Here is a 22,143-nt window from a genome sequence, read left to right on the forward strand (position 1 = left end):
GAAATATTGAGAAATATGACACTTTTCAGGCGCAATTCAAATCATTCATCAACCGGTATTTCGCATGGCGCTTGCTATGGCATTGATGGTAATGAGCAAGTGAGTGAGGGTTACCTCCGTCTTGTCTGATCCTTCCTCTTTCTCTTTGCGCCACTTTTTAAGCAAGCTCACCTGTGTTTTGTGAAGGTTGTCCATTAGCGAAGCTCTCAAAAGACTGGAGTAGTAGTGGTTTCTACGCCTTTCCTTCATTGGTCTTCCCAAAAGGCCTTCAAGTGCTTCACTTGTTTTCTTTAACTCTGAAATAAAGATGTTGAGGAATTTGTCTCTCACTTTGTCATCAGTTACCAGCGAAGCATACTCCCTCATGATCGATTCATCGGTGGAAGCAAGGCTGGTGTCGATGTTGGTGAAAACATAACGGATGAGAGGATCAAACTTGATAGCCTTCTTGAACTCCGCATAGATTTCGGGCTGATTATCTCTCAAATTCTGCAGGGTAGAACCAACACCAAACCAGCTAGTCATATTGTACCTCGACTGGCTCCAGCTAAATACCCACGGAATGGCTCTCAGATCCTCAAGCGATTTGGCACCGGACCTTCTCGCAGGTCGTGAGCCAATTTTACTGGATTCAATAGCATCGATAGGTGTAGCTTCTCTGAAAAACTGTATAAATCCTTCTTCGTGCATTAAGTTCTCGTAGTAGCCTTTGCTTTCGTTGGCAAGCTTTTCAAGAATTTCAGCCATTGGGTGATACTTTCTTTCGGTCACTCCGTCCAAAATAGTTCTGGCCGCAGTGCTTGCAACCAGCAGCTCCAGGTTGTATTCGGCGTTTACCTTGTTGGCATACTTTTGCGCTATGGTTTCACCCTGTTCGGTCAACCGGATCGCTCCTTGAAGCGAAGAATGCGGAAGGGCGTTAACGAAGTAGTGTGTCGGGCCAGCGCCCCGGCTGATTGATCCGCCTTTGCCGTGGAAGAACACAATTTTCACGCCCAGATCACGTCCAATTTGGCTCAGTCGAGACTGTGCTTTGTACAGGTTCCACTGGCTGGCCATGATGCCACCATCTTTGTTGCTGTCGCTATATCCTACCATTACTTGCTGGAAGAGCGAGCTGGCCTGATTCTTAGTTTTTATGTATTTAATGCTTCTTTTGGTGAAAGGATGTTCCAAAAAGCCTTGTAAAATTTGGCCACCGTTTTCAAGGTCTTCGATCGTTTCAAGCAATGGAACCACAGGCAAAATACAAACGAGCCCTTCTTCCGATTGGGTTGTTAGTCCTGCTTCTCTCGCCAGCAGATAAACGGCTAGCAAATCGGAAACACTCCTGGTCATGCTGACAATGAGTGAACCAATGCCTTCTGAACCGTACTTTGAAATATGTTGCTCCACCACCTTGAGGCAGTCCACCACCGCCTGGGCGTTTTCACCCAAAGGAATATTCTTGTTGGCAAACGGCCGGTTGGAGGCTAGCTCTTTGTTGAGAAACGCCAGTCTCTCTTCTTCGTTCCACTGGAGGTACTCTGCTCCTTTCAGCCCGGCGGCGTCCATCAGCTGAGAAATAGCCTTGTCGTGAAATGCGCTGTTTTGCCGAATGTCGAGGCGGGCCAGGTGTAGGCCAAACGTTTCTACGATCCTAATGGCTCCTATCACCTCATCAAAGGCAATAGATTTGGCACCATAGTCTATCAAGGCGTCTTTTAAAATGGTGAGATCGTCTATGAGCTCTTTTGAACCCGCATAGGCGCCTTTGAAGTCTTGTAGCTCAGTGGCATGCCCCCTTTTGGTGTCAATGGGCAGTCGGGCCATCAGAATATTGACGAACTGGCGAAATGCTTCACCTTTATTGCGTTGCAAAGCTTCAATTCCTTTCTCACCCAACTCATGCATCAGGTGGTAAGCCCTCTCTCTTAGTGGGGGGTACACTTTATCAATATCGCAGGCCAGACTAAGGTGCTTTACGAGCATAAGCAACCGGCGGCGAACTACCACGATGGCATTGAGTCTTAAGGTCTGCAGCGTTTCGGCGGTCACCTGGGCAGTCACCAGGGGGTGACCATCTCTGTCTCCGCCCACCCAGTCACCAAAGCTGATCTTCGGAAAGGCGGCGTTGTTGAGGAGAAGAGACCTCTCAAAACCTGCGTCGTCCCACGCTTGTATCATTCGACGGTCAAGCACCGGTATCACGTCAGGAAACACATTTACGAGATAGTGAAGTATATTCCTTAATTCCGAGGCTACGTCTGGTTTCTCAACATAAATCTCTCCTGTTTTCCAAAGTCGATACAATACCAGCTTGATATTATGTCTGATATTGTCCTTCTCCTTTTTTGTGTACATCTGGTTTTCTCGCTGCACAATGAGGAGGTAAAGCTCCCTGTGGTGCTCGAGAACGGATGCACGTTTGGCTTCCGTTGGGTGTGCCGTGAGCACCGGCTCAATTGAAATCTCGGCGAGTTTGCTGGCAATGTCTTTTGGGCTGACTCCAGCCTCCTTGAGCGATTGTAAATTTTTGGCCCACAAACCACTGATGCTTGGTAGCGACTGGTCTTCTAAATGCCTGCGACTCTGCACAGCGGCATTCACCTCAACCATGTTTACTATTTGAAACACCAGTGAGTAGAGCTGAATCTCCTTTTCGGTAAGTTGATCAGTATTGCTAAAATTTATTTTGTTTATCCAGGGAATCTTGGAAGCAATGGCTTCTTCTCCGTTTTCGGACAGCGAATCCTTAAGGGCTTCCAGTAAAAAGGTCAAATCTTCGTAAGGCTTGCCAAGTTCAATCCTTACCTGTTCCAGCACGTCTCTCATACAACTATAATTTTTTAGATCGGCATGGCCTTTACCGGGGCTCAAGCCGACTGAGTGTAAATTAGGGCTTCCAAAAATAGTGATTCTTAATGGAAAGGCTATGTGAGTAGAGAGGAGATTAGTACGGGTTGTGTAATTTTATGAAATTCTCAAATTTTTTGTGAAAAAATTGAAATAGTTTAATGTAGTAGTTGAGACTGCGCCGCCATCCATTAATTACGTAGAAGCTCGACACTGCATGTGCTACCTTACTACTATTCCGTTTTTTATTCCTTTGTCGTTGGCAGCAGGGTTATAAACCATCCCATTCACTACAGTGAACATAACCCTTCCATCTTTGGTGATGATAAATGTGGCGGGATCACCGAATGAGATGCTTTCATCAGGTGTTTGGTAAGCGCCGATAATATTGATCGGCAAGTCAACATATCTCCCGGCAGACTTTCTCACCTTCACATAAGTGTACCCTTCCTGTAGCCAGTTGTCGATGTTGTCTGCTGGAATGGCCTCTATTGTTTCGAAAATGTCCGGGTAAACTTTCCCTGGCACGATCGTCATTCCGGTCGCATCAATTTCGTCGTAGCCAAAATAGACCGACATATCTCCAACATCTTCGACATAGCCCGCTACCTCATAGGTTCTGAGGTCTTCCCTGGTGTTCTCCCTCAGTCGAATCGCCAGATCCATTGTGTACCAGCTGTCTTTCAACTCTACTTGTCCATTTTTAACGAGTAGATCAACATAATATCTTCCATTTTCAGGTATTTTGAAATAGTCGTTACTGTCAAGCTTTTTGTAACTGCCGTCGGCTATGCTTTGCAGAGTGCCCAACAGAGCAAGAAAATGCACCTTTCTGATTACTTGCTTTTCAGGGTCGTCAGCGTAGGCACCGCATTCGATTAGTATTGTGCTGGTTCCCCACTTCTGAATGTTGTCACCAAACGCCCTCGGCTCAAAGGTGTCGTCGTACCTGGCGGTGTGGCCGGGCATGTAGTTTTGCACCAGGTTGTTAAGTTTGACCACGACTTGCAGGGCGGCCTTTCTTGATTCATTAATGTCTTTTGCTTCGTTATAGGCGGGTGCCAAAAAAGACAGAGACGCTGGCTTTCCGGTGCTGCCAGCACTGGTAGCCGAATTTTGGTCATGCAGGTTGAAACCGAAATCAGGATTCAGGCTGTCTCTGACATGCTTCAATAACTGTGCTTCCGGCGACTGTAGCCTTACAGCATCTCTGTTGATGTCAATACCCAGGGCATTTCTTCTTTGAAATTGCTCCGCTCCGTCGGGATTCAGCATGGGAATGAAGTACAAAGTGACGCCTTTTAAAAGGGCTTCCTTTTCTTTGGCAAATGTGCTTTTGTCAGAAAGGAAGTTGAACATATCGAGCAGCACTCTGGTGGCAGTTGTTTCGTCGCCGTGCATTTGCGACCAAAGCAGCACCTTTACCGGGCCTGTACCGGCTTTCACCAAATAAATGCTCCGCCCCTCTATGCTCTCGCCTGCTTTGGTAACAGCGAAGCCTTGTTTTGTCTTGAGGTTCAAAAGAAGTGGCTCCACGTCGCCGTGTTTGAACCGCCTTACTGAGATGCTTTTCTCAGCGAAGTCGTCATAGGCTGTTTCCACTTTTGCCAGAAATTCATTCTGTTGGCCGAAAGCCTGCTGGCAGAGCAATGCGGTAAGAAACAGGAAGGTTGATCTTTTCATATTGGGTTCTTTTCAACAAGGAAGGATAAATATCATCTATTGGCAACCTTAATTCAACCATTGGAGGCTTTTTGCTTTTTGTGTGATAGCTTTGTGGTCGGAATTAGTTTTGCTTCATGAAGAAAGAAAAATTTGAGGACTGGATTTTGTTTGAAAATGAGAACTACCTGCTGATAAACAAGCCTCCTTTTCTTTCTACCCTCATGGACAGACAGAGCGAGCGAAACATACTCGATTTGGCCAGGGGCTATGTAGCCGATGCTCAGGTAGCGCATCGGCTCGACAAAAACACATCGGGAGTGATTGCCATCGCCAAAAACCCCGAGGCCTACAGAAGCCTGGCTATTCAGTTTGAAAAAAGGAAGGTGTATAAAATATACCATGCGCTGACGGATGGCATCCACAAGTTTGAAGATCACAAAGTGGCTGTTCCCTTGCTTACAACTGGAAAGGGTGAGGTAAAGCCTAGCCGGAAAGGAAAGGCATCGGAGACGATACTGAATTCTGTAAAAGCGTTTTCCAACCACACCTTGTTGAGCTGCAAGCCGCTGACGGGCCGTATGCATCAGGTGAGAGTGCATTGCGCTTATGCGGGGGCGCCTATTGCCGGCGACGAGCTATACGGTGGTAAGTGGCTTTACTTGTCCAGTCTCAAGAGGAAGTTTAACATTGGCAAGTTTGAAGAAGAGCAACCGTTGATCAAGCGCTATGCGTTGCATGCCCATGAGTTGGCCTTCAAAGACCTTGATGGTAGGAAAGTAGGGGCTGTGGCTCCTTACCCAAAGGATTTTGAGGTGTTGATCAAGCAGTTGGAGAAGAACAGCTAATCCGGCAGAAGTTGATTTTGGCAAGCGGCCGGAGCTAACTTAAATATTTTCAGGGCATTATTGTAATTCAATTTTTATACTTCTATCTTTGTGTCCCTTTTTGAGGGCAAGGTATATTCTGTACACAATAAAGAAATTAAAGCTGTTTCGATAAATGGATACGATAAGCTACAAAACACAGTCTCTAAGCAAGGCGAAAATTGAGAAGAACTGGGTAGTGATTGATGCTACTGATCAGATTCTTGGTCGTTTTTCAAGCCGGGTGGCTAATATTCTTCGTGGGAAGACAAAAGCTAGCTACACTCCGAATGCGGACTGTGGAGATAACGTGATCATTTTGAATGCCGAGAAGGTTCGCCTTACTGGTAAGAAAATGAACAACAAAACATACATCCGTCACACAGGTTATCCTGGTGGTCAGCGTTTTGCTTCACCTAGAATGGTGTTGGAAAAAGACCCAAGAAGACTTGTGGAGATGGCAGTAAGAGGAATGCTTCCAAAGAATAGCTTGGGCAGAGAGCAATTCCGTAACCTTTATGTTTATGCAGGCACTGAGCACCCTCATGCTGCACAACAACCAAAAGAAATCAAGGTAACATATTAGTATTTAGTTAATGGACGTAATCAATACCATAGGCAGAAGAAAGACCTCCGTAGCGAGACTATATCTTCAGAGCGGAAAAGGTACTTTCAATGTAAACGAAAGAAGCCTTGAAGAATACTTCCCTTCAGAAATTCTTCGTCTGATTGTTCAGCAGCCTCTTGAACTTACCAGCGAGTCGGGCAAGTATGATATCAAAATCAATGTTGACGGCGGTGGGATCAAAGGTCAGGCTGAAGCGATTCGTTTGGCAATTTCCAGGGCGCTTTGCGAAATCAGCGAGGAGTTCCGTCCGGCATTGAAGAAGGAAGGCTTCCTTACCAGAGACCCTCGTATGGTTGAACGTAAGAAATACGGCCGTGCTAAGGCTCGTAGAAGATTCCAGTTCAGTAAGCGTTAATCAGTATTTCATATACTTTATATATAATTAATGGCTAATCTAGAATACAAGGACTTACTAGACGCTGGTGTTCATTTCGGACACTTAACGAGAAAGTGGGATCCCCAAATGGCTCCATATATTTTCATGGAGAAGAATGGAATCCATATTATCGATCTTAACAAAACGCTTGTGTGCCTCGAAGAAGCGTCTAAAGCACTCAAGCAAGTAGTACGTTCAGGCCGTAAGGTGATGTTCGTGGCTACGAAGAAGCAGGCCAAAGACCTGGTGGCTGATGAAGCAAGAAGGCTGAAGATGCCTTATGCTACTGAGCGCTGGTTGGGCGGTATGCTTACAAACTTTGCTACTATCCGCAAGTCATTGAAGAAAATGCAGGGTATTGACAAGTTGATGAAGGAAGAAAGCTTCACCGGACTTGCCAAAAGAGAGCGTTTGATGGTGACTCGTGAAAAGGAGAAACTGGAAAGAGTACTTGGCGGTATCGCTGACCTTACTCGTCTTCCTGCAGCTCTTTTCATCGTGGATATCAAGCGTGAGCACATAGCAGTGAAAGAAGCTCAAAAGCTGAACATCCCTGTGTTTGCTATTGTGGATACAAACTCAAACCCTAACGAGGTTGATTTCCCTATCCCAGGCAACGATGATGCTTACAAGTCTGTGAAACTAATTTTATCTTATATCTCCGAAGTAATTGAGGAAGGTCTCAACGAGCGCAAGAGAGAAAAGGACGATGCGAAGTCTAAAGAAGACGAAGATGAGAAGCGTCGGGTAGATGAAGTAGAGGCAGTAGAAGAATCAAAAGATTAATTTATAAATAGTGTATCCGGCAACGGATAGATTTTAAAAATTGAACATCGGAGATCCTTCGGTGTTCAATTTTTGTTTAAAGCATTTCAAAAAACATTAAAGGACAAATAACAATGGCAATCACTGCACAAGACGTAAACAAGTTACGGCAAATGACTGGCGCCGGCATGATGGATTGTAAGAAAGCACTTACAGAATCGGACGGTGACTTCGAAAAAGCAATAGAGATTTTGCGGAAAAAGGGACAGAAGGTTTCTGCTTCCCGCTCTGATCGTGAAACTACAGAAGGATCCGTTTTTGTGCGCACTAACGACAGCAATACAAAAGCAGTTCTCATCTCCCTCACTTGCGAAACAGATTTTGTTGCTAAAAACGAAGAGTTCGTTAAGCTTGGCAATACGATAATCGACCTTGCATTTGCTAAGTCTCCAGCTTCGGTAGAAGATTTGAAGGCACTTAAGGCTGGCGATCTTACAGTCGACGAGAAGATCATCGAGCTTGTTGGTAAGATTGGTGAGAAGCTTGAAATTTCTGCTTACGAAGTGATGGAGGCCGAAACTGTAGTTTCTTATATCCACGCAGGCAGCAAACTTGGCGTTTTGGTAGCCCTAAAAGGCGGAAACAGCGCCGACGTGATTGACGCTGGTCGTGACGTGGGTATGCAGATTGCAGCCATGAACCCAATTGCAGTGGATCAAAACAGCGTTGACAAAGCCGTTATTGAGAAGGAAATCGAGATTGGAAAAGACATCGCTCGTCAGGAGGGTAAGCCAGAGGAAATGGTAGAGAAAATTGCTCTTGGCAAGCTCAACAAGTTCTTCAAAGAAAGCACATTGCTTAGCCAGGCTTTTGTAAAAGACAACTCCAAAACGATCGCTCAATACCTTGATAGCGTTCAAAAGGGATTGACTGTCACTTCGTTTAAGAGAATTTCAATCGGTTAAATTTTATATTATCATTAATAGATAGGAAAAGCGCCCTCATTTGAGGACGCTTTTTTATTGTCAAGCCTTCAACCTATCAAGCGCCAGCTGATAGGCTTGATCATAATACTTCGTTAGGGTAGTCCAGTCGAAATACACCGACGTGCTCTCTACCTTGTTTCGCAAGGTGATTCTTTCCCTCCGGTTCATATTGATGAACTTGTACATTTGGTAAGCAAGCTGGTCGGCCGACTGATTGAAGTTTCTTTTCTGCCGGTTTACCACATAAATCCCGTTGCTGGCATGGTCTTTCATATTGTGCAATACATAGTCGCCAAACCCAGCCAGGTCGCTTGTGATGGCAGGTACCCCGCTGGCAATACATTCAAGCGGAGTGTAGCCCCAGGGCTCGTAGTAGCTTGGAAAAACGCCCATGTGGCAACCTCTTACAAACTGGCCATACTCCATGCCAAACAGCGGGTTGGTGGAGTTTACAAAGTCGGGGTGATACACAATTTTCACTCTGTCATCCTCATGGTTGAGAAGGCTGGACGTTCTAAGGAAGTTAAGGATATCGTCGCCGCCATCGTCTACCAGGTTGTGAGTGACCACCGGTGGTAATTGATCCGTCTTCCAGCTTTGCAAAAGTCTTCTGTAGCGCAATCTCCAATAGTCATCAACAAAGTCGTTGAGCATGGGTAAACGGTGGTCGCTGCTGGAGGCGGCCGAGTAGAACAATCTTTCGCCCACCTGTTTCTTGATAGCATCTGTTGTTTGGCGCAACTCTTCGAGCACAGCCCGGCTATGCAGAATGTCGGAGTTGATGCTGTGGAATGGCTGCTTTGTAATGAAAAACATGACAACCGTCATTTCGCTGCCTTCATTTTTCAGCCTCCAGTTGAGGCGAGCCAGCGCCTCAAGTGCCAGGTCGAACCCCTTGTTTTTGTATTCATACCTGCCCGAGGTAAAGAAATACAGTGTATTGTCTAGGTCAAAAGTGTAGCTCTTGAAGAAGTGAGCCATAGCAAACTGGTGTATTTTTTCTTTGTACTCCCGGTGAAGGTTCTGGAATTCATGCAGTGCCTCAAACCGTTGATTGTTAATGCCGTTGGGCAGGATTACATCGGGCGTTCTGCCAAGCAGGTACTTGCACTCCTGCGCTGTAACGTCAGAAACTGTGGTGAACACCTGAGCTCCGTGAGCCGCTGCTCTTTCCAGGTTGGCGATGGCCTCTACGTTGAAATTGGTTGCCTCTTTGGACCAGTCCATGAATGGGAGGTGCTGGTAGAAGTCGGCACTGTTCATGGCAAGGTAGCGGCCCAGTAAGGTGGCATGAGTTGTAAACACCGTGGATATCGGCATTTTCTGCCTTCTGATATCCGGAATGCACGACGCAGCCATCCACTCGTGGAAGTGCGCTATGATTTTTTTCTTTTTGGCAACACCAAGCGATAGCTCATCAAGGAAGATTTTAACGCACTCTCCAAAGGCAACTACCTGGTCAATCAGGTGATCCTCGGCAGGCGTGGTGATGCCATGGTGTTCCCACAGTAAGTATTTGATTTCACCAAGCTTGTTCCAAATGCTGCCAAGGTTAAATAGAACAGCTTTTGGGCGCCCTGTCACAAGCCAATGGCCATAGTGTACTTCAAATCCCTTTTCCCGCATTTTAAGAACGGCCTTACCAAAAGGGTCAGAGAAATCGTCAATTGGGTCAAATTCAGCTGATACCTGGTGCTTAAAGTACGGCCCCAGCAGGCAGTAGTTGTCTCCCCATTTGGGCATGGTGGCCGGTACCTTGGAGCGTATTACTGTATAGATTCCACCCACCTGATTAAGGACCTCCCAGGCTATCTCCACAAGAAGGGTGTCTTTCATTTCCTTTTTGCCAATTCTCTTTAATGCTTTTACAGCTTTTGCTTCCTGGCCTTTGGTCGTGCTCATAGTAGGGTGCTTAGTAGGTATATATGTAGGGTCTCCAATGCGCTAGGTAAATTATAACTATTTTTTTAAGGAAGAAATTACTGAGCCAGTATTGAGTGGTAAAATCATCAATAGGAAAAATTGTTTCCATATTTCTTCATTAGGCACTATTTTAAATAGTGCTCATATGAAAGGGTTTTTCACTTGGGAGTGAGTTTTGCGTTCAGCGCCGACTGGCTGATTGTTTTGACCGGTGTTGCCACCATGTCTGCCCGATCAACAAATTTTGCAATCGTTTGCGCTATAAATTTTATATTTTTATATAGAGCCGATATGTGGAAATTTTTATGTAATCTTTTATGAATATATTTTCTTTGTCCTCCATATAGTATTTTTTATCATGGCCTGTTATTTTATATAACATCCATGTACGTATTAATTTTTGTTGACAGCAAAAATATTTTTTTGCCCTCTCCCCATTTTGATTTTCTCCTACCAACAAAATGCTATATTTGAAATATTCTCTTCAAACGGGGGTAATTGACCGTCGTTATTGAAGTATTTATAAAATAGACAACATTAGTTTAAGATTTTACTAACACACGCTATGAGCATTCAAAGAATTGAACGTATAGAAGAGGTGTGGAAGCCCATTGATGAATTTTCGAACTACGAAGTATCCAATAGGGGTCGTATCAGAAGCAAAGACCGTGAGACTTTTCACCGGGGAAGCCAAACTATGATGAAGGTGAAAGGCAAGGTGATGAAGCAAAGGTGGAACAAATCGTGCAAGTGTTTTTTTCTGGATCTTCTCAATGATGACGGGAAGAGGAGAACTGTTTACCCGCACAAGGAAGTTGCAAAGGCCTATTGTATCAATGTTCTTCCGGATGAATACAATATGATTATTCATCTTGACAATAATCCCCGTAATAACGACTCGACCAACCTGGAGTGGGTAAGTTCTTCCGAACATATGGCTTTCCAGTTTGAAAACGGAAACAAAGACAACTACAAGGTTTGGAAGATCAGGAAGCGACGCTACAAGAATGGATTTAAGCCGGATACCACATTTAAAGGACGTCCGAGAAAAGACGAGGTTTATGTTGACAGCGAGGTGGAAGTGGAGGAGGAAATGCTTGAGGCAGTAGAATAAAAAAAAGAAGGGCTTGTGCCCTCCCTTTTCCATCAACCAACCGTAAACTAAAAACTATATCCTTTTGCCAGTATGCGGGTGTTAAGTAACTGCTTAAAACCCCGAGACACAGGAGTATATTTTAACCTTGAGATTCGTGGCAGAGTAGATTTTTCCGTTGTTGTCGTTCAGCATCCACTTTGCGTATTGTTATTTTCTATTTTGAGTTCTTGACCTTTGTGTCTGCCTGATTGCAGACACCTGTAAATAGCCAAACGACGTGCCAACTTTTGTAAGTATTTGAGAAACAATTGTTTATGTCATAGGTGGGAAATATTATCCTGGCGGACTGTCCGAAAATGATACAAGTATAGGCCGGTGATGTACAGTACAACTATTAAAAATGGTTTTACGTACCACTATTCTTTCACGAGGAGCATGGCGCCGTAGCTATAGCCACCACCAAAAACAGTCACGACTATTTTGTCTTCGTTTTTGAACTCATGCCAGTGCTCGGATATGCCAATTGCAGCACCTGCGCACCCGGTGTTGCCAAGGTACTGTACGTTTGAAATAGCTTTCTCAGGTGATAGCTTTAGGTTTTCCGCCACATTCTTTGTTATCCTGTGGTTGGCCTGGTGGGGAATCAGATAAGAAAGATCATCAAGTGTGTAGTTATTCCTTTCAATGATGTCTCTGGTGGCCGATGCCATATAAGAACAGGCGTTTAGAAACACATCTTTTCCATAGGGCATTTCAATACCACCGTGGAGGGGTCTCAAAGTAACTCCCTCCAGGCCCCTTCCCACATGGGCGGCACCTCTGGTGAAAATTTCTTTCACAGCCAAACTTGGAGTAGTTGGCTTGTCTTTGGTCACCAGCAAGGCACTGGCACCATCACCCCAAAGATGGCCGGCTTTGTGGTCATGTTCGTTGTGGTAGGCCGTGTTATGCTCGGAAAGGACAACAAGCGCATTTTTTGACTTTCCCATTGCCATATAACCCTCCACAATCTCCATGGCGTTGAGGAACGAAGAGCAGGCAGATGAAATGTAGACCACTGCTGCATTCGTTGCATTGAGGTAATGCTGTGTCTTGTGGGCAAGTGTAACGATGGTGTCGTAAGGAGTGTAAGAAGCGCCTACGATCAGATCGACTTGCTGAAGAGGAAAATCTATTTGTTTTTCGAGCGCTTTGACGGCCTCAAGAGCCATTGTTGCCGTGTTTTCTTCCACACCGGCCTTTCGCCTTTCAGAAATGCCAGTCCTTTCAACGATCCACTCGTTTGTAAGGCCGTTTAGATCGGCGAAGTATTGATTCGTAACTCGCTGGCTGGGAATATAATGTGAGATATCTCTAATGTACATGTATCCTGTGTGCTAGGATTTTGCCTCAAAATAAACACTTTCGGGTCTATTAACCTTGTTATTTTTTATGTTTGGCTACAAAAAACAAACCGGACAGTAGTCTGCCCGGTTGTTTAGAGATTGATTAGTCCTTAGTCAGAATTTATTTTTGAGTTTTTCTTTTTTAGGTCGCTTTAACGACCGCCATTTCGTCATTATCTTTTGGCAACCTGATGGGTTAAGTTGTGCTTGGCATTAGCTGATGGTTGATCCTGGCTAGCCTCCCACAGTATTGTCAGGCCCAGCACGATTGCCAGACTAGCCCACACATTTTTACTGAGTAACATTTGCCGTAACATTTCATTTAAAATTTGATGTCCTGATTATTTTGAGTTGTTGACCTGTAACATGTTAGCCAATTGCTATGCCAAAAATAGCAAATACTTGGTAATCAGTTATTTGAATATTTATAGCGAACTGTCTGTGTCCGTTTTTGTAACACTTTTCTTTCAGGAGTGTACAGCTTTGTTGTTAAACTTGTAGTTTTAGCTGACCAGCAAACCGGCTATAGCCTGTGAATCCGCAGCCGGGAAATTACTTGGGACTTACTTTCATGGAAAATTCTCCAGGTTTTGGATCAATTTTCATAAATTCAGGAAACAACATCCGTATGATCTCGACTGAAGCAATTGAAATTCCTGAAAATATCAGGTCTAAGTATGATCCAAGATCACTCGTAGAATGGTTTTTTCATTGGGAAAAAGAGACACCTGATCGTGTTTTTTTACGACAACCCAATGGGGATCAATGGATCGAATACACCTGGAAACAAGTGGGGGATGAGGCCCGCAGAATGACTTCTTATTTAAAGAGCCAGGGCCTTGTAAAGGGAGACCATGTTGGGTTGATTTCCAAAAACTGCTCCCACTGGATTATTGCCGACCTGGCGATCATGATGGGCGGTTATATCTCAGTTCCCCTATACCCAAATCTGGTAGGCGAGCAGCTGAACCAGGTGCTGGAACACAGCGAAGTGAAGCTGCTTTTTGTTGGAAAAGTAGATGAGTGGGACAGTATGAAGAAGGGTATTCCTGAAACACTGCCTTGCCTGACTTTACCTGAAAGCCATGTAGACGACTACGACAAGTGGCAGGACATTATCGCAAAGAATGATCCTTTGACAGAAAGCAATATTCCGGATGAGCTGGATTTGTGCACCATTATTTACACATCGGGAACGACCGGTTCGCCGAAAGGTGTCATGTATAACCACAAGCAACTGAAGTTCACTGCCGCTGCCGCAAAGTATGTGATAAATTTTGGAGATAAGCGTCATCGTTATTTCTCCTACCTTCCATTGTGCCATGTGGCAGAGCGAATGATTATTGAGTTGGGTGCCCTCCATTGTGGCGGAGTTATTTCATTTGCTGAATCGTTGGATACGTTCATGCAGAACCTTTCAAATGCACAGCCCACCATGTTTTTTGCCGTGCCTCGTATCTGGACCAAATTTCAAATGGGCGTTTGGGAAAAAATGCCACAGTCGAGGCTGGATTTTCTATTGAAGCTGCCAATTATTTCAGGAATTGTGAAAAAGAAAATTCGGACGGGCCTTGGTCTCAATGAGGCAGAGTATTGCCTTACTGCCGCCGCTCCCTGTCCACCGTCACTCCACAAGTGGTACAATGCGCTGGACATTCAGTTGCTTGAGCTGTACGGTATGACGGAAAACGTTGGTGCCTGCACGCTGATGCACCCTGACGATGTTAAAATGGGTACTGTTGGCCTGCCTTATCGTGGTTCTGAACTCAAAATAGAGGCTGAAACTGGTGAGATTCTTATGAAGGCTCCATGGTTGATGCAGGGATACTATAAAGAACCTGCAATGACAGCTTCGGTGCTTAAAAATGGTTGGCTGCATACAGGTGACATGGGAGAGATTGACAGTGATGGTTTCCTGAAAATTACGGGTCGGGTGAAAGACACTTTTAAAACAGCCAAAGGCGAATACATAGTGCCGGGGCCTATTGAATGGGGTTACTCGCTCAATGGATTCATAGAACAAATATGTGTTTTGGGCAGGGGGCTCCCGCAGCCAGTGGCATTGGTGGTGATTTCAGACAAGGCGCTTAAAAAGAATAGAGCTGAAATAGAAAAATCGCTTGCGGATACCATGAACATGGTGAACAAGGATTTGGTAGATTACGAAAGGGTGAGGAAGGTGATTGTGATGAAGGAGCCCTGGACAATGGAAAATGGCATATTGACGCCCAAAATGAGCATAAAAAGAAATGTTTTAGAGGGGAAATACGAAGAAAATTTGCAAACTTGGTACGCAACAGAGAATACTGTCATCTGGACATAACTTTTCTGTTTTGTGCTTATCAATTTCAGGGACCCTGTTGAATCTTTCAGCAGGGTTCTTTTTTGCAAAAAAAAACGATTTTGATAAATGTTACAGGTCTGAAAGTGCTCTCAGAAGCTTCTTCGGAAGGTTGCAATTCTCCTCGCCAAAGTGCCTTGTGTCCACTAACTCGAAAATCTTCCAGTTGCCATCTTTGTCTTTGAATAGAAGAAAAGCATCGACACCACAATGTGAAAATTTGTCGCCAGCGAAGAAGGCGTACTTAGTCCAAACCTGGGCCAGCCTGCCATCTATTTCTACCCTGATATCCCAAAGTGGTTCATCGTACATGACTTCCCTGGGTTTAGCCATGGCCTCAAAAAATTTGGTCATATCATCTGACCTGAGACTTTCTTTTCCAGCCTCTCTGTCCATTACGGTATGAAGCTGTGCATTGGGTGTAAACATTTTGTGGTAGCCGGTGGTGTCAGCCTTCCTCATGCCTTCAAACATGTTGAAAACCACTGAAAGCACCTCCTTCTGATCGGCCGAAAACTTGGTTTTCTTTTGTGCTGTTGCCGAACTGGCTGCACACACGATTATTGCTGCGATGGCCAAAAAACGATTCATAGTTGGGTTAAATTAGATTTCACGTCTTAAAACTTCAAGAGGAGGATTATTCACTACTTCCCTGCTGTTAGTCACGCCTATGGCTACTGTCAGTGCTGTAATGCCTCCAATTATTGCAAGAAGAGGCAACCACACAGGGCTGAAAGTGGACTCGAAGAGGAAGTAGGAGAGGGCCCAGGATCCGGCTAGTGACAGTAAGATGCCAGAGCACGAGGCGAAAACTCCCAGAAACAAGTATTCGAGGCCTGCTATTGTCAGCACCTGCCTGCGGCTAGCACCCAGCGTTCGGAGAAGAACGCCTTCCTGTATTCGCTGAAACTTGCTAATGACAACAGAGGCAATGAGGACCAAAATGCCGGTTGAAATGCTCAAGAGTGCCATGAACTGAATAACGAAGGACACCTTTCCCAAAATATCGTCGAGTGTTGACAGGATCAGCTGAAGATCGATGATGGAAACGTTCGGGTAATTCCTTACCACTGCCTGCTGAAACCTGGCCGAAAGCTCGTTGTTTTCAACCCTGGTTATCAGTACATGAAATTGAGGCGCTTTTTCGAGTACTCCTTCAGGAAAAATAACCAGAAAATTGGTTTGCACCCTGTTCCAATCGATGCGCCTGAGGCTGCCCACGTAGGTCTTGATGAGAGCGCCCTGCACATTGAACAGCATTTCATCACCAACCTTCACGCCAAGGTTTTCGGCATAGCCGTCGCTCATGGAAATGAAAATGGTGTCGTTAGGGCTCTCCATTTTGCCAAGCCATTTACCGGCAATGATCTCTTCTGAGTCGATGAGCGAATCTCTATAAGTAATTCTATACTCTCGATTGTAAGCCCAGTCGGGGAGGCCAAGGGTGGTGTCAGCCTCCGCTTCTTTTTTGGTGTGGCCTTTTAATTCTTCGAGCCGCATGGTCACCACTGGCACGTCCTGTATTACCGGGAGATCGTAGTCAAGGGTCATCGCTTTGATGGCATCTTTTTGATCGGACTGGATATCAAAAAGTACCATATTGGGCCGGTCGCCCGCACCGGTGATGCTTACCTGACTGATGAGAGACTGCTGAACAAGGTAAAGCGTAGAAATGAGGGCTGTGCCAAGGCCAACTGTGATAATCAATATCATTGTTTGGTTCTGAGGCCGGAAAAGGTTGGCCAGGCCTTGCCGCCACACATAACTCCAGGTGATAGGAAAAAACTTTTTTACTGAGCATGTGATTAGCCTGGCTACACCAGCAAGCAAAAGAAAAGCTGCAATCAGACCTCCGGTGAAAGACAAAGCATCTAGAATAGAACCTATCTGCCACCAGGCAAAGCCAAGAATGAAAGCCAGGATGGCTGCATAAACGGGGTAGATGCCACGAGTAGAATCAGGAACGGCCCCATCAATTCCCGCTCTTATTGCCTGCAAAGGAGCTACCTTACGGATGCGAAGAAGCGGAGGAAGCGCAAATAGCACGGAGATTGACAAACCCAGCGCAATGCCCTGCAGAATGGCTGACCACGAAAGGGCAAAATCGACAGTGACTGGAAGGAAGTCTTTGAGCACACCTGGCAGGTACATTTGCAGGACTGATCCCAGCACGCTTCCAATGATGCCGCCCAGCAAACCGATTGATGCAATTTGGATAAGGAAAATAAAGAAGGCCTGGATAGACGTGCCGCCGAGGCATCGAATAACTGCCACAGACGTAATTTTTTCTTTGATATAGATGTGGACGGCACTTGCCACGCCAATGCAGCCTAGCAGAAGTGCAACAAAGGCTACCAGGTTCAGAAAGCCCGTCAGGTCTTTGAATGCCCGGCCCGTGTCTTCTTTTTGCTCTTCCACGGTGTCGTACCTCCAACCTAATTGGTCAAACCTTTTTTCATAGGTTTCCTCAACGGTTTTTACATAGGCTTCGTCGTCGAACCTGAAGTACTCCATGTAGTTGATGCGGCTGCCCTTTTGCAGGAGGCCGGTTTGCTCCACGTATTCGTAAGGGATATACACCACCGGAGCAACGGTGGTGGTGATGCCCGTTTGACCCGGTATTTTCTGAAGTCGACCCACAATCTCAAACGACTCCGTACCCACTTTTACCTCGTCTCCAATTTCTACACCAAACTGTAGCATCAGTGTTTGATCCACCAGGGCTTGCTTCTTTCCCCGGAAAGACCTCGCAGCCTCTATTGGGTCGGTTTCGATGGCCCCATAGTACGGAAAGTCACCTTCCAAAGCTCGCACCTGCACCAGCCTTGTGCCCTGGCTCCTGGGGAAGTAGATCATGGAGGCAAAGTAGCATTCGCTGGAGCGCTCGGTGCCAATAGAATCCAATAGCGGCTGGTAGTCTTCCGTAAATGGCTGGCTCGATCTTACTACAAGGTCTGCTCCTAGTAGTCCTTTTGCCTGGTCATTGATGGCAGAGAAAAGAGAGGATTTGAACGAGTTAATGGCTACAAGAGCGGTGATGCCAAGGATGATAGAAGAGGTGAAAAGAAAAAGCCGGGAGCGGCTTCTTCGGCTGTCTCTCCACGCCATTTTCCAAAGCCAGCTTTTGCTGTATTCAGGTCGGTTGATGCTGATTTTGCTATCCATTACGCTTGCGCTGCCAGTGCCGACTCGGTGAGTTCAATTACTTTTCCGCCTTTCAGCCGGAGGATGCGGCCGGTTTTTCTAGCCAGTTCCATGTTGTGGGTAACCAGCACCAGGGTAGTGCCTTGCTCCTTGTTAATTTGGAAGAGAAGCTCCTCCACTTTTATTCCTGTTTCTTCATCCAGGTTGCCAGTGGGTTCATCGGCAAAGAGGATTTCAGGGTCGTTGGAGAAGGCTCTGGCCAACGCCACCCGCTGCTGTTCGCCACCGGATAGCTGAGTAGGGTAATGGTGAAGCCTGCTGCCGAGCCCAACTCTTTCGAGTAGCTCAATGCTTTTGGCTGCTACGCCTTTTTCACCTCTCAACTCAAGCGGCACCATCACATTTTCCAATGCTGTGAGCGTGGGGAGTAGTTGAAAGTTTTGGAAGATAAAACCGACGTGTTGGTTGCGTACCCTTGCCCGGTCATCTTCATCCAGTGCATCGAGCTTGATACCACACACCTCGACGCCGCCTGACGAGGCTCTGTCGAGACCGGCGCAAAGGCCGAGCAGCGTTGTTTTGCCACTACCTGAAGGGCCGACGATGGAGAATGTTTCGCCTTTTGCCAGATCGAAGGAAACATCATCGAGAACGGTGAGTGAGCCTGTGGCGCTTGAATAAGACTTGGAGAGGTTGGTTACTTTAAGAATAGATGACATAGTTGTCAAAGCTAAAATAATTTCAACAGATGATTTGCTTAAACAACGGAAAAGGAGCGAGGTTGTTGGCGGTATTATATCAATGGGGACAAAAAATAAAGCCGACAATCCTGTCGGCTCTATTCGATCCCGTGTTAGCCAACTACACCGAAGTGTAATCTTTGTTGTGGATTTGACTATCGTTTAATGAACTTGGCTATCGAATGATGACCACTTCCCCAAACCCGGATGAGGTATGTGCCCGGAGCCAGCGATTCTACGTTCATCATTTTGTTGGCCTGTTGAGTAGTTTTTCCGAATGTCAGCTGCTCTACTACCTGGCCATCGATTGACAAGATTGTGATGTTGACTATGCTCCTGCTGGGGCCTTCGAGGGAGACTGTCAGGCTTGAAGACGCCGGGTTGGGGTAGACGGAGAGGCTATTCTGTTCCGCATCGACCGATAAAGTGGGGCCTTCATATACGAAATCAAAACATGCGCTCTGCTCGGCACAAGTGCCTTCGATCACTTTGACGGCGTAACTTCCCGACTCTTCTGGCAAAAAATCTTTCGTATTTCCTCCAATAGGAGTGCCTGTTTCGCAGTCGATCCATTCGTAGGTAACTCCTTCTGAAGACGCAGTTAGCATATTGCCATCCTGGGAAATCACGGGCACGTCCAGGTTACAGGCATTGAGAATCGACACCGACGTGATCAGCGCTTCGCTGCCACACTCGTTGGACACCGTTAAGGTGATGGTGTAGTCGCCATTGCTGGCATAGGTGTGGCTTGGGCTGCTCTCATTGTCAACGGTGGTTCCGTCGCCAAAGTCCCATTGCCAGGAGTCAGCGGTTTCAGGATATGTGGAATTTGATATAGTAATTGAAGGGTCGGACACCTGAGTGACACCAATACCCCAGTTGATCATGGTATTGTCCTGAACATACACTGTTGCCGTGCCTGTGCAGCCGGCAGCGCTGGTGGCTTCTACGGTCACAGGCAGCCCCTGGGTAGCAGCTATGGCTGCCATCTCGGCACTAAAAACAAACTTCAATGATTCGTTTGTTGCTGCCCCTTCCAAATAGCTTATCTTATACGACTCAAAAGTGGCATTGGCCTCGTCGATGTCAAAGGCTAGCTCGTCTCCAACGCAGGCGAACACTGGCGTGTCCCCAAGCGACGGCGAGGGTAACGGGGCCACTGTCAAAGTAGTGGTAACCGTGCTGTCGCATCCCAAGGTGGTGCTTAGCACGCTTACATGCTGGCCGGTTGCTGTGCCCACAGTACCATCAGGAAAAGTAAAATGGACGTCTGCGCAGATGGTGGTGTCCTGTGTGGAGGTTTTCGACTGAGGGATGATGATTGTTTGTTTCTGCGTGGATGTGTTGCCGTTTCCATCATCAAATGTCCACGTGATTTCGGTTTCACCAATGGTAGAAATAGGAAATGTGATGTCGGTCGTTCCGGTTACCTCTCTGGCGCAGTTATCGGTGGCTGTTGGTGCATCTATACTGCTGACCTGGCCATCACAGTCGCCAATAACGTTGGAAAGCTCAGAAAGATTAGGTACCGGTGCTGCTTCGTCTTTGATGATTACCTCCTGAGTCTGTGTGGAGCTGTTTCCGTGCTGATCCGTATACGTCCAGGTGATAGTAGTGGTGCCTTGTGCCGTGATCGGTAAGGTGGCGTTGTGGGTAACCGTCACTTCTCCCCCGCAATTGTCTGAGGCCGTTGGAATTGTAAGCTCTGTGACTTCGCAGGCAGCCTCTACGGCGGTTAGGGTTTCGGCTTCTGGTGTCGGGGCGCTGGTGTCCTCAATGATAATCTTTTGGGTTTGCGTGGCTACCTGCCCATTGGCGCTGGTATAAGTCCAGGTAATGGTAGTTTCTCCCTGAGAGGTGATCGGGAAAGTGGCATCGGTGGTGCCTTCAAGGGTGTTGCCGCATGCGTCAGTGGCGGTGGGGGCGGCTGGCTGGCTTTCGTACGTGCATTGAGCGGTGAGGTCAGGAAGTGTAGTTTCGCTCGGCGTGGGGTTCGGGATGTCAGTTGGCGCCAGGTTGTAAGGCTGTAAGTTTTCCCCTGTTTCCCCCTCCCAGGAGAAGAAGGGGTAAACACCACCTTCGGTAAAAACCATCACCCAGCCAGAGCCTTCATTAGCAAGCAAGGCGCCAAATTCCCCTACCACCATCTCCGAAGTTTTTAGTGTTTCGGCTGGAGAAAAGCTTTCTAATACGTTACACGAAGCCAGGTCAAAATAGACGTTGGTGACCTGGCTGCCAGCCACGGCGTAGCTATCTCTTCCAATGGCTCCATTTCCGTGGTCGCCATTGTTGAAGGTGACGCTGCCCGTAGCAAACGAATAGCTGAGGGAAGGGTTGGTGGCGCCGCCGCTGTTGACGCTACTCATTGAACCGATAAGTCCGCCGGCTCTTGTAGTATAGCTCGCCTGGTTGACCAGCACATCGCCGGCGGCATAGGTATTGGTGATCGACCCGTTCTGAAACACACCCACGAGCCCGCCAATGAATTGACTTCCGGTAACCTGGCCAGCAGCAAAAGAAGAAGACACGCTGCAGATAGAGCAGGTGCCAATCAAACCCCCTACCTGATTTGTACCTTCTACAGCGACTGTTGAAGAAGATTGCGTTACCGTGCCATTGTAGATCTGGCCGGTCATGCCGCCCGTATAGGCAGTTCCTGTCACTGAGCCGGCTACATGAGCGTTTTCTACCAGACCTTCGGTATCATACAAAAGACTGACCAGTGCCCCGGTTCGTTCTCTGCCGGTCACATCCACGTCCGAAAGGGTGAGGTTTTTAACCGCTCCAGAGTTAACATAACCAAAAAGGCCGACATAGTCCTGACAAGGCCGGTTGATATAAAGCCCGGTGATGGTGTGTTCATCGCCGTCTAAGCTGCCTGAAAAGGGTGTAGTAATATTCACGTTGATGGTTACGGCTGCTATCGGTTGCCAGCCCTCGCCTCCGTTCCAGAAGCCACCCGACTCGTCACCGGTGGCAGTAGTCAGATCTATGTCATTCATCAGAATGAAATGGGCGGTCAGATACTCCCGGATTTCATCCAACTGAGCAGGCGTGGTGATTTGATACGGGTCGCCTTCTGTGCCTGCGCCGTTTCCTGAAAACTGCGAATGCGCTTTGGAGGTGGAAAAAAACAGGAAGGCTGGCATTAGAATAGTAAAAGCTATCCTATTGAGTTGATTAAATTCGATAGTGTATTTGTTTCCCTTGAAGTGGCAATACAGCTGTTTCATTTCTTGTAGTTTTTATCAATGACAGTTAGAATTTAGCCAATGCCCACTTGGATGTTTGGGTGACTTTTGCCGATGGGGTATTTCTCGCCACCAAATCGCATGATTTTTTTGTAAACGAATAGCAGAAGAAATTCAATTAGATAGAGTGTGTGAGAAAGCTTGT

At 46.6% G+C, this 22,143-nt stretch carries 15 protein-coding genes; 7 read left to right on the forward strand and 8 right to left on the reverse strand.

The genetic code is table 11. The annotated features are described in order from the left end of the window. Positions 1–48: 48 nt before the first annotated feature. Positions 49–2,814, reverse strand: a complete 2,766-nt coding sequence (locus RIG68_RS02355; RefSeq protein ID WP_350118234.1) for a phosphoenolpyruvate carboxylase — start codon at positions 2,812–2,814, stop codon at positions 49–51. Between the two features lie 243 nt (positions 2,815–3,057). Further along, positions 3,058–4,518, reverse strand: coding sequence for a M14 family metallopeptidase (locus tag RIG68_RS02360; protein ID WP_350118236.1), 1,461 nt, complete (start codon positions 4,516–4,518; stop codon positions 3,058–3,060). A gap of 116 nt (positions 4,519–4,634) precedes the next feature. Between RIG68_RS02360 and RIG68_RS02365 the strand changes: the two genes are divergently transcribed. The 5 genes from RIG68_RS02365 to tsf all read left to right on the forward strand — a co-directional run bounded on the left by RIG68_RS02365 (position 4,635) and on the right by tsf (position 8,097). Then, a complete protein-coding gene (locus RIG68_RS02365) occupies positions 4,635–5,345 on the forward strand; it encodes an RluA family pseudouridine synthase (RefSeq protein WP_350118238.1) in 711 nt (236 codons plus the stop codon). Between the two features lie 154 nt (positions 5,346–5,499). Continuing rightward, positions 5,500–5,949 carry a 50S ribosomal protein L13 gene (gene rplM / locus RIG68_RS02370; RefSeq protein ID WP_350073619.1) on the forward strand — a complete coding sequence of 150 codons (450 nt, stop codon included), beginning with the start codon at positions 5,500–5,502 and terminating at the stop codon, positions 5,947–5,949. 10 nt (positions 5,950–5,959) lie between these two features. Next, complete coding sequence (gene rpsI / locus RIG68_RS02375; RefSeq protein ID WP_151996380.1) at positions 5,960–6,346, forward strand: 30S ribosomal protein S9; 387 nt, start codon at positions 5,960–5,962, stop codon at positions 6,344–6,346. A 30-nt stretch (positions 6,347–6,376) separates the two neighbouring features. Then, positions 6,377–7,153, forward strand: coding sequence for a 30S ribosomal protein S2 (gene rpsB, locus RIG68_RS02380; RefSeq protein WP_151996381.1), 777 nt, complete (start codon positions 6,377–6,379; stop codon positions 7,151–7,153). Positions 7,154–7,266: 113 nt separating this feature from the next. Further along, the gene (tsf, locus tag RIG68_RS02385; RefSeq protein WP_317489556.1) at positions 7,267–8,097 is read left to right on the forward strand and encodes a translation elongation factor Ts; all 831 of its coding nucleotides are present in this window, start codon (positions 7,267–7,269) and stop codon (positions 8,095–8,097) included. Between the two features lie 60 nt (positions 8,098–8,157). Here tsf and RIG68_RS02390 read toward each other — a convergent pair whose 3' ends face one another. Continuing rightward, positions 8,158–10,020, reverse strand: a complete 1,863-nt coding sequence (locus RIG68_RS02390; protein WP_350118240.1) for a glycosyltransferase — start codon at positions 10,018–10,020, stop codon at positions 8,158–8,160. 586 nt (positions 10,021–10,606) lie between these two features. On the opposite strand from RIG68_RS02390, the gene RIG68_RS02395 reads away from it, so the two are divergent. After that, complete coding sequence (locus RIG68_RS02395) at positions 10,607–11,155, forward strand: NUMOD4 domain-containing protein (protein ID WP_151996384.1); 549 nt, start codon at positions 10,607–10,609, stop codon at positions 11,153–11,155. Positions 11,156–11,553: 398 nt separating this feature from the next. Here the strand turns inward: RIG68_RS02395 and RIG68_RS02400 are convergent, their stop codons facing one another. Further along, the gene (locus RIG68_RS02400) at positions 11,554–12,501 is read right to left on the reverse strand and encodes a 3-oxoacyl-ACP synthase III family protein (protein WP_350118242.1); all 948 of its coding nucleotides are present in this window, start codon (positions 12,499–12,501) and stop codon (positions 11,554–11,556) included. A 649-nt stretch (positions 12,502–13,150) separates the two neighbouring features. Here RIG68_RS02400 and RIG68_RS02405 point away from each other — a divergent pair. Then, the gene (locus tag RIG68_RS02405; RefSeq protein WP_350118244.1) at positions 13,151–14,845 is read left to right on the forward strand and encodes an AMP-binding protein; all 1,695 of its coding nucleotides are present in this window, start codon (positions 13,151–13,153) and stop codon (positions 14,843–14,845) included. A 90-nt stretch (positions 14,846–14,935) separates the two neighbouring features. Here the strand turns inward: RIG68_RS02405 and RIG68_RS02410 are convergent, their stop codons facing one another. The 4 genes from RIG68_RS02410 to RIG68_RS02425 form a co-directional block, all read right to left on the reverse strand. Then, positions 14,936–15,454 carry a Cif family virulence factor gene (locus RIG68_RS02410; RefSeq protein ID WP_350118246.1) on the reverse strand — a complete coding sequence of 173 codons (519 nt, stop codon included), beginning with the start codon at positions 15,452–15,454 and terminating at the stop codon, positions 14,936–14,938. A gap of 12 nt (positions 15,455–15,466) precedes the next feature. Continuing rightward, complete coding sequence (locus tag RIG68_RS02415) at positions 15,467–18,028, reverse strand: ABC transporter permease (RefSeq protein WP_350118248.1); 2,562 nt, start codon at positions 18,026–18,028, stop codon at positions 15,467–15,469. Beyond that, on the reverse strand, positions 18,028–18,726 hold the full coding sequence (locus tag RIG68_RS02420; protein ID WP_151996389.1) for an ABC transporter ATP-binding protein: 699 nt from the start codon (positions 18,724–18,726) through the stop codon (positions 18,028–18,030). The genes RIG68_RS02415 and RIG68_RS02420 overlap by 1 nt, the downstream gene beginning before the upstream one ends. A gap of 176 nt (positions 18,727–18,902) precedes the next feature. Then, the gene (locus RIG68_RS02425; protein WP_350118250.1) at positions 18,903–21,980 is read right to left on the reverse strand and encodes an HYR-like domain-containing protein; all 3,078 of its coding nucleotides are present in this window, start codon (positions 21,978–21,980) and stop codon (positions 18,903–18,905) included. Positions 21,981–22,143: the final 163 nt, after the last annotated feature.

The sequence above is a fragment of the Imperialibacter sp. genome, from assembly GCF_040222385.1.
Lineage (GTDB): Bacteria > Bacteroidota > Bacteroidia > Cytophagales > Cyclobacteriaceae > Imperialibacter.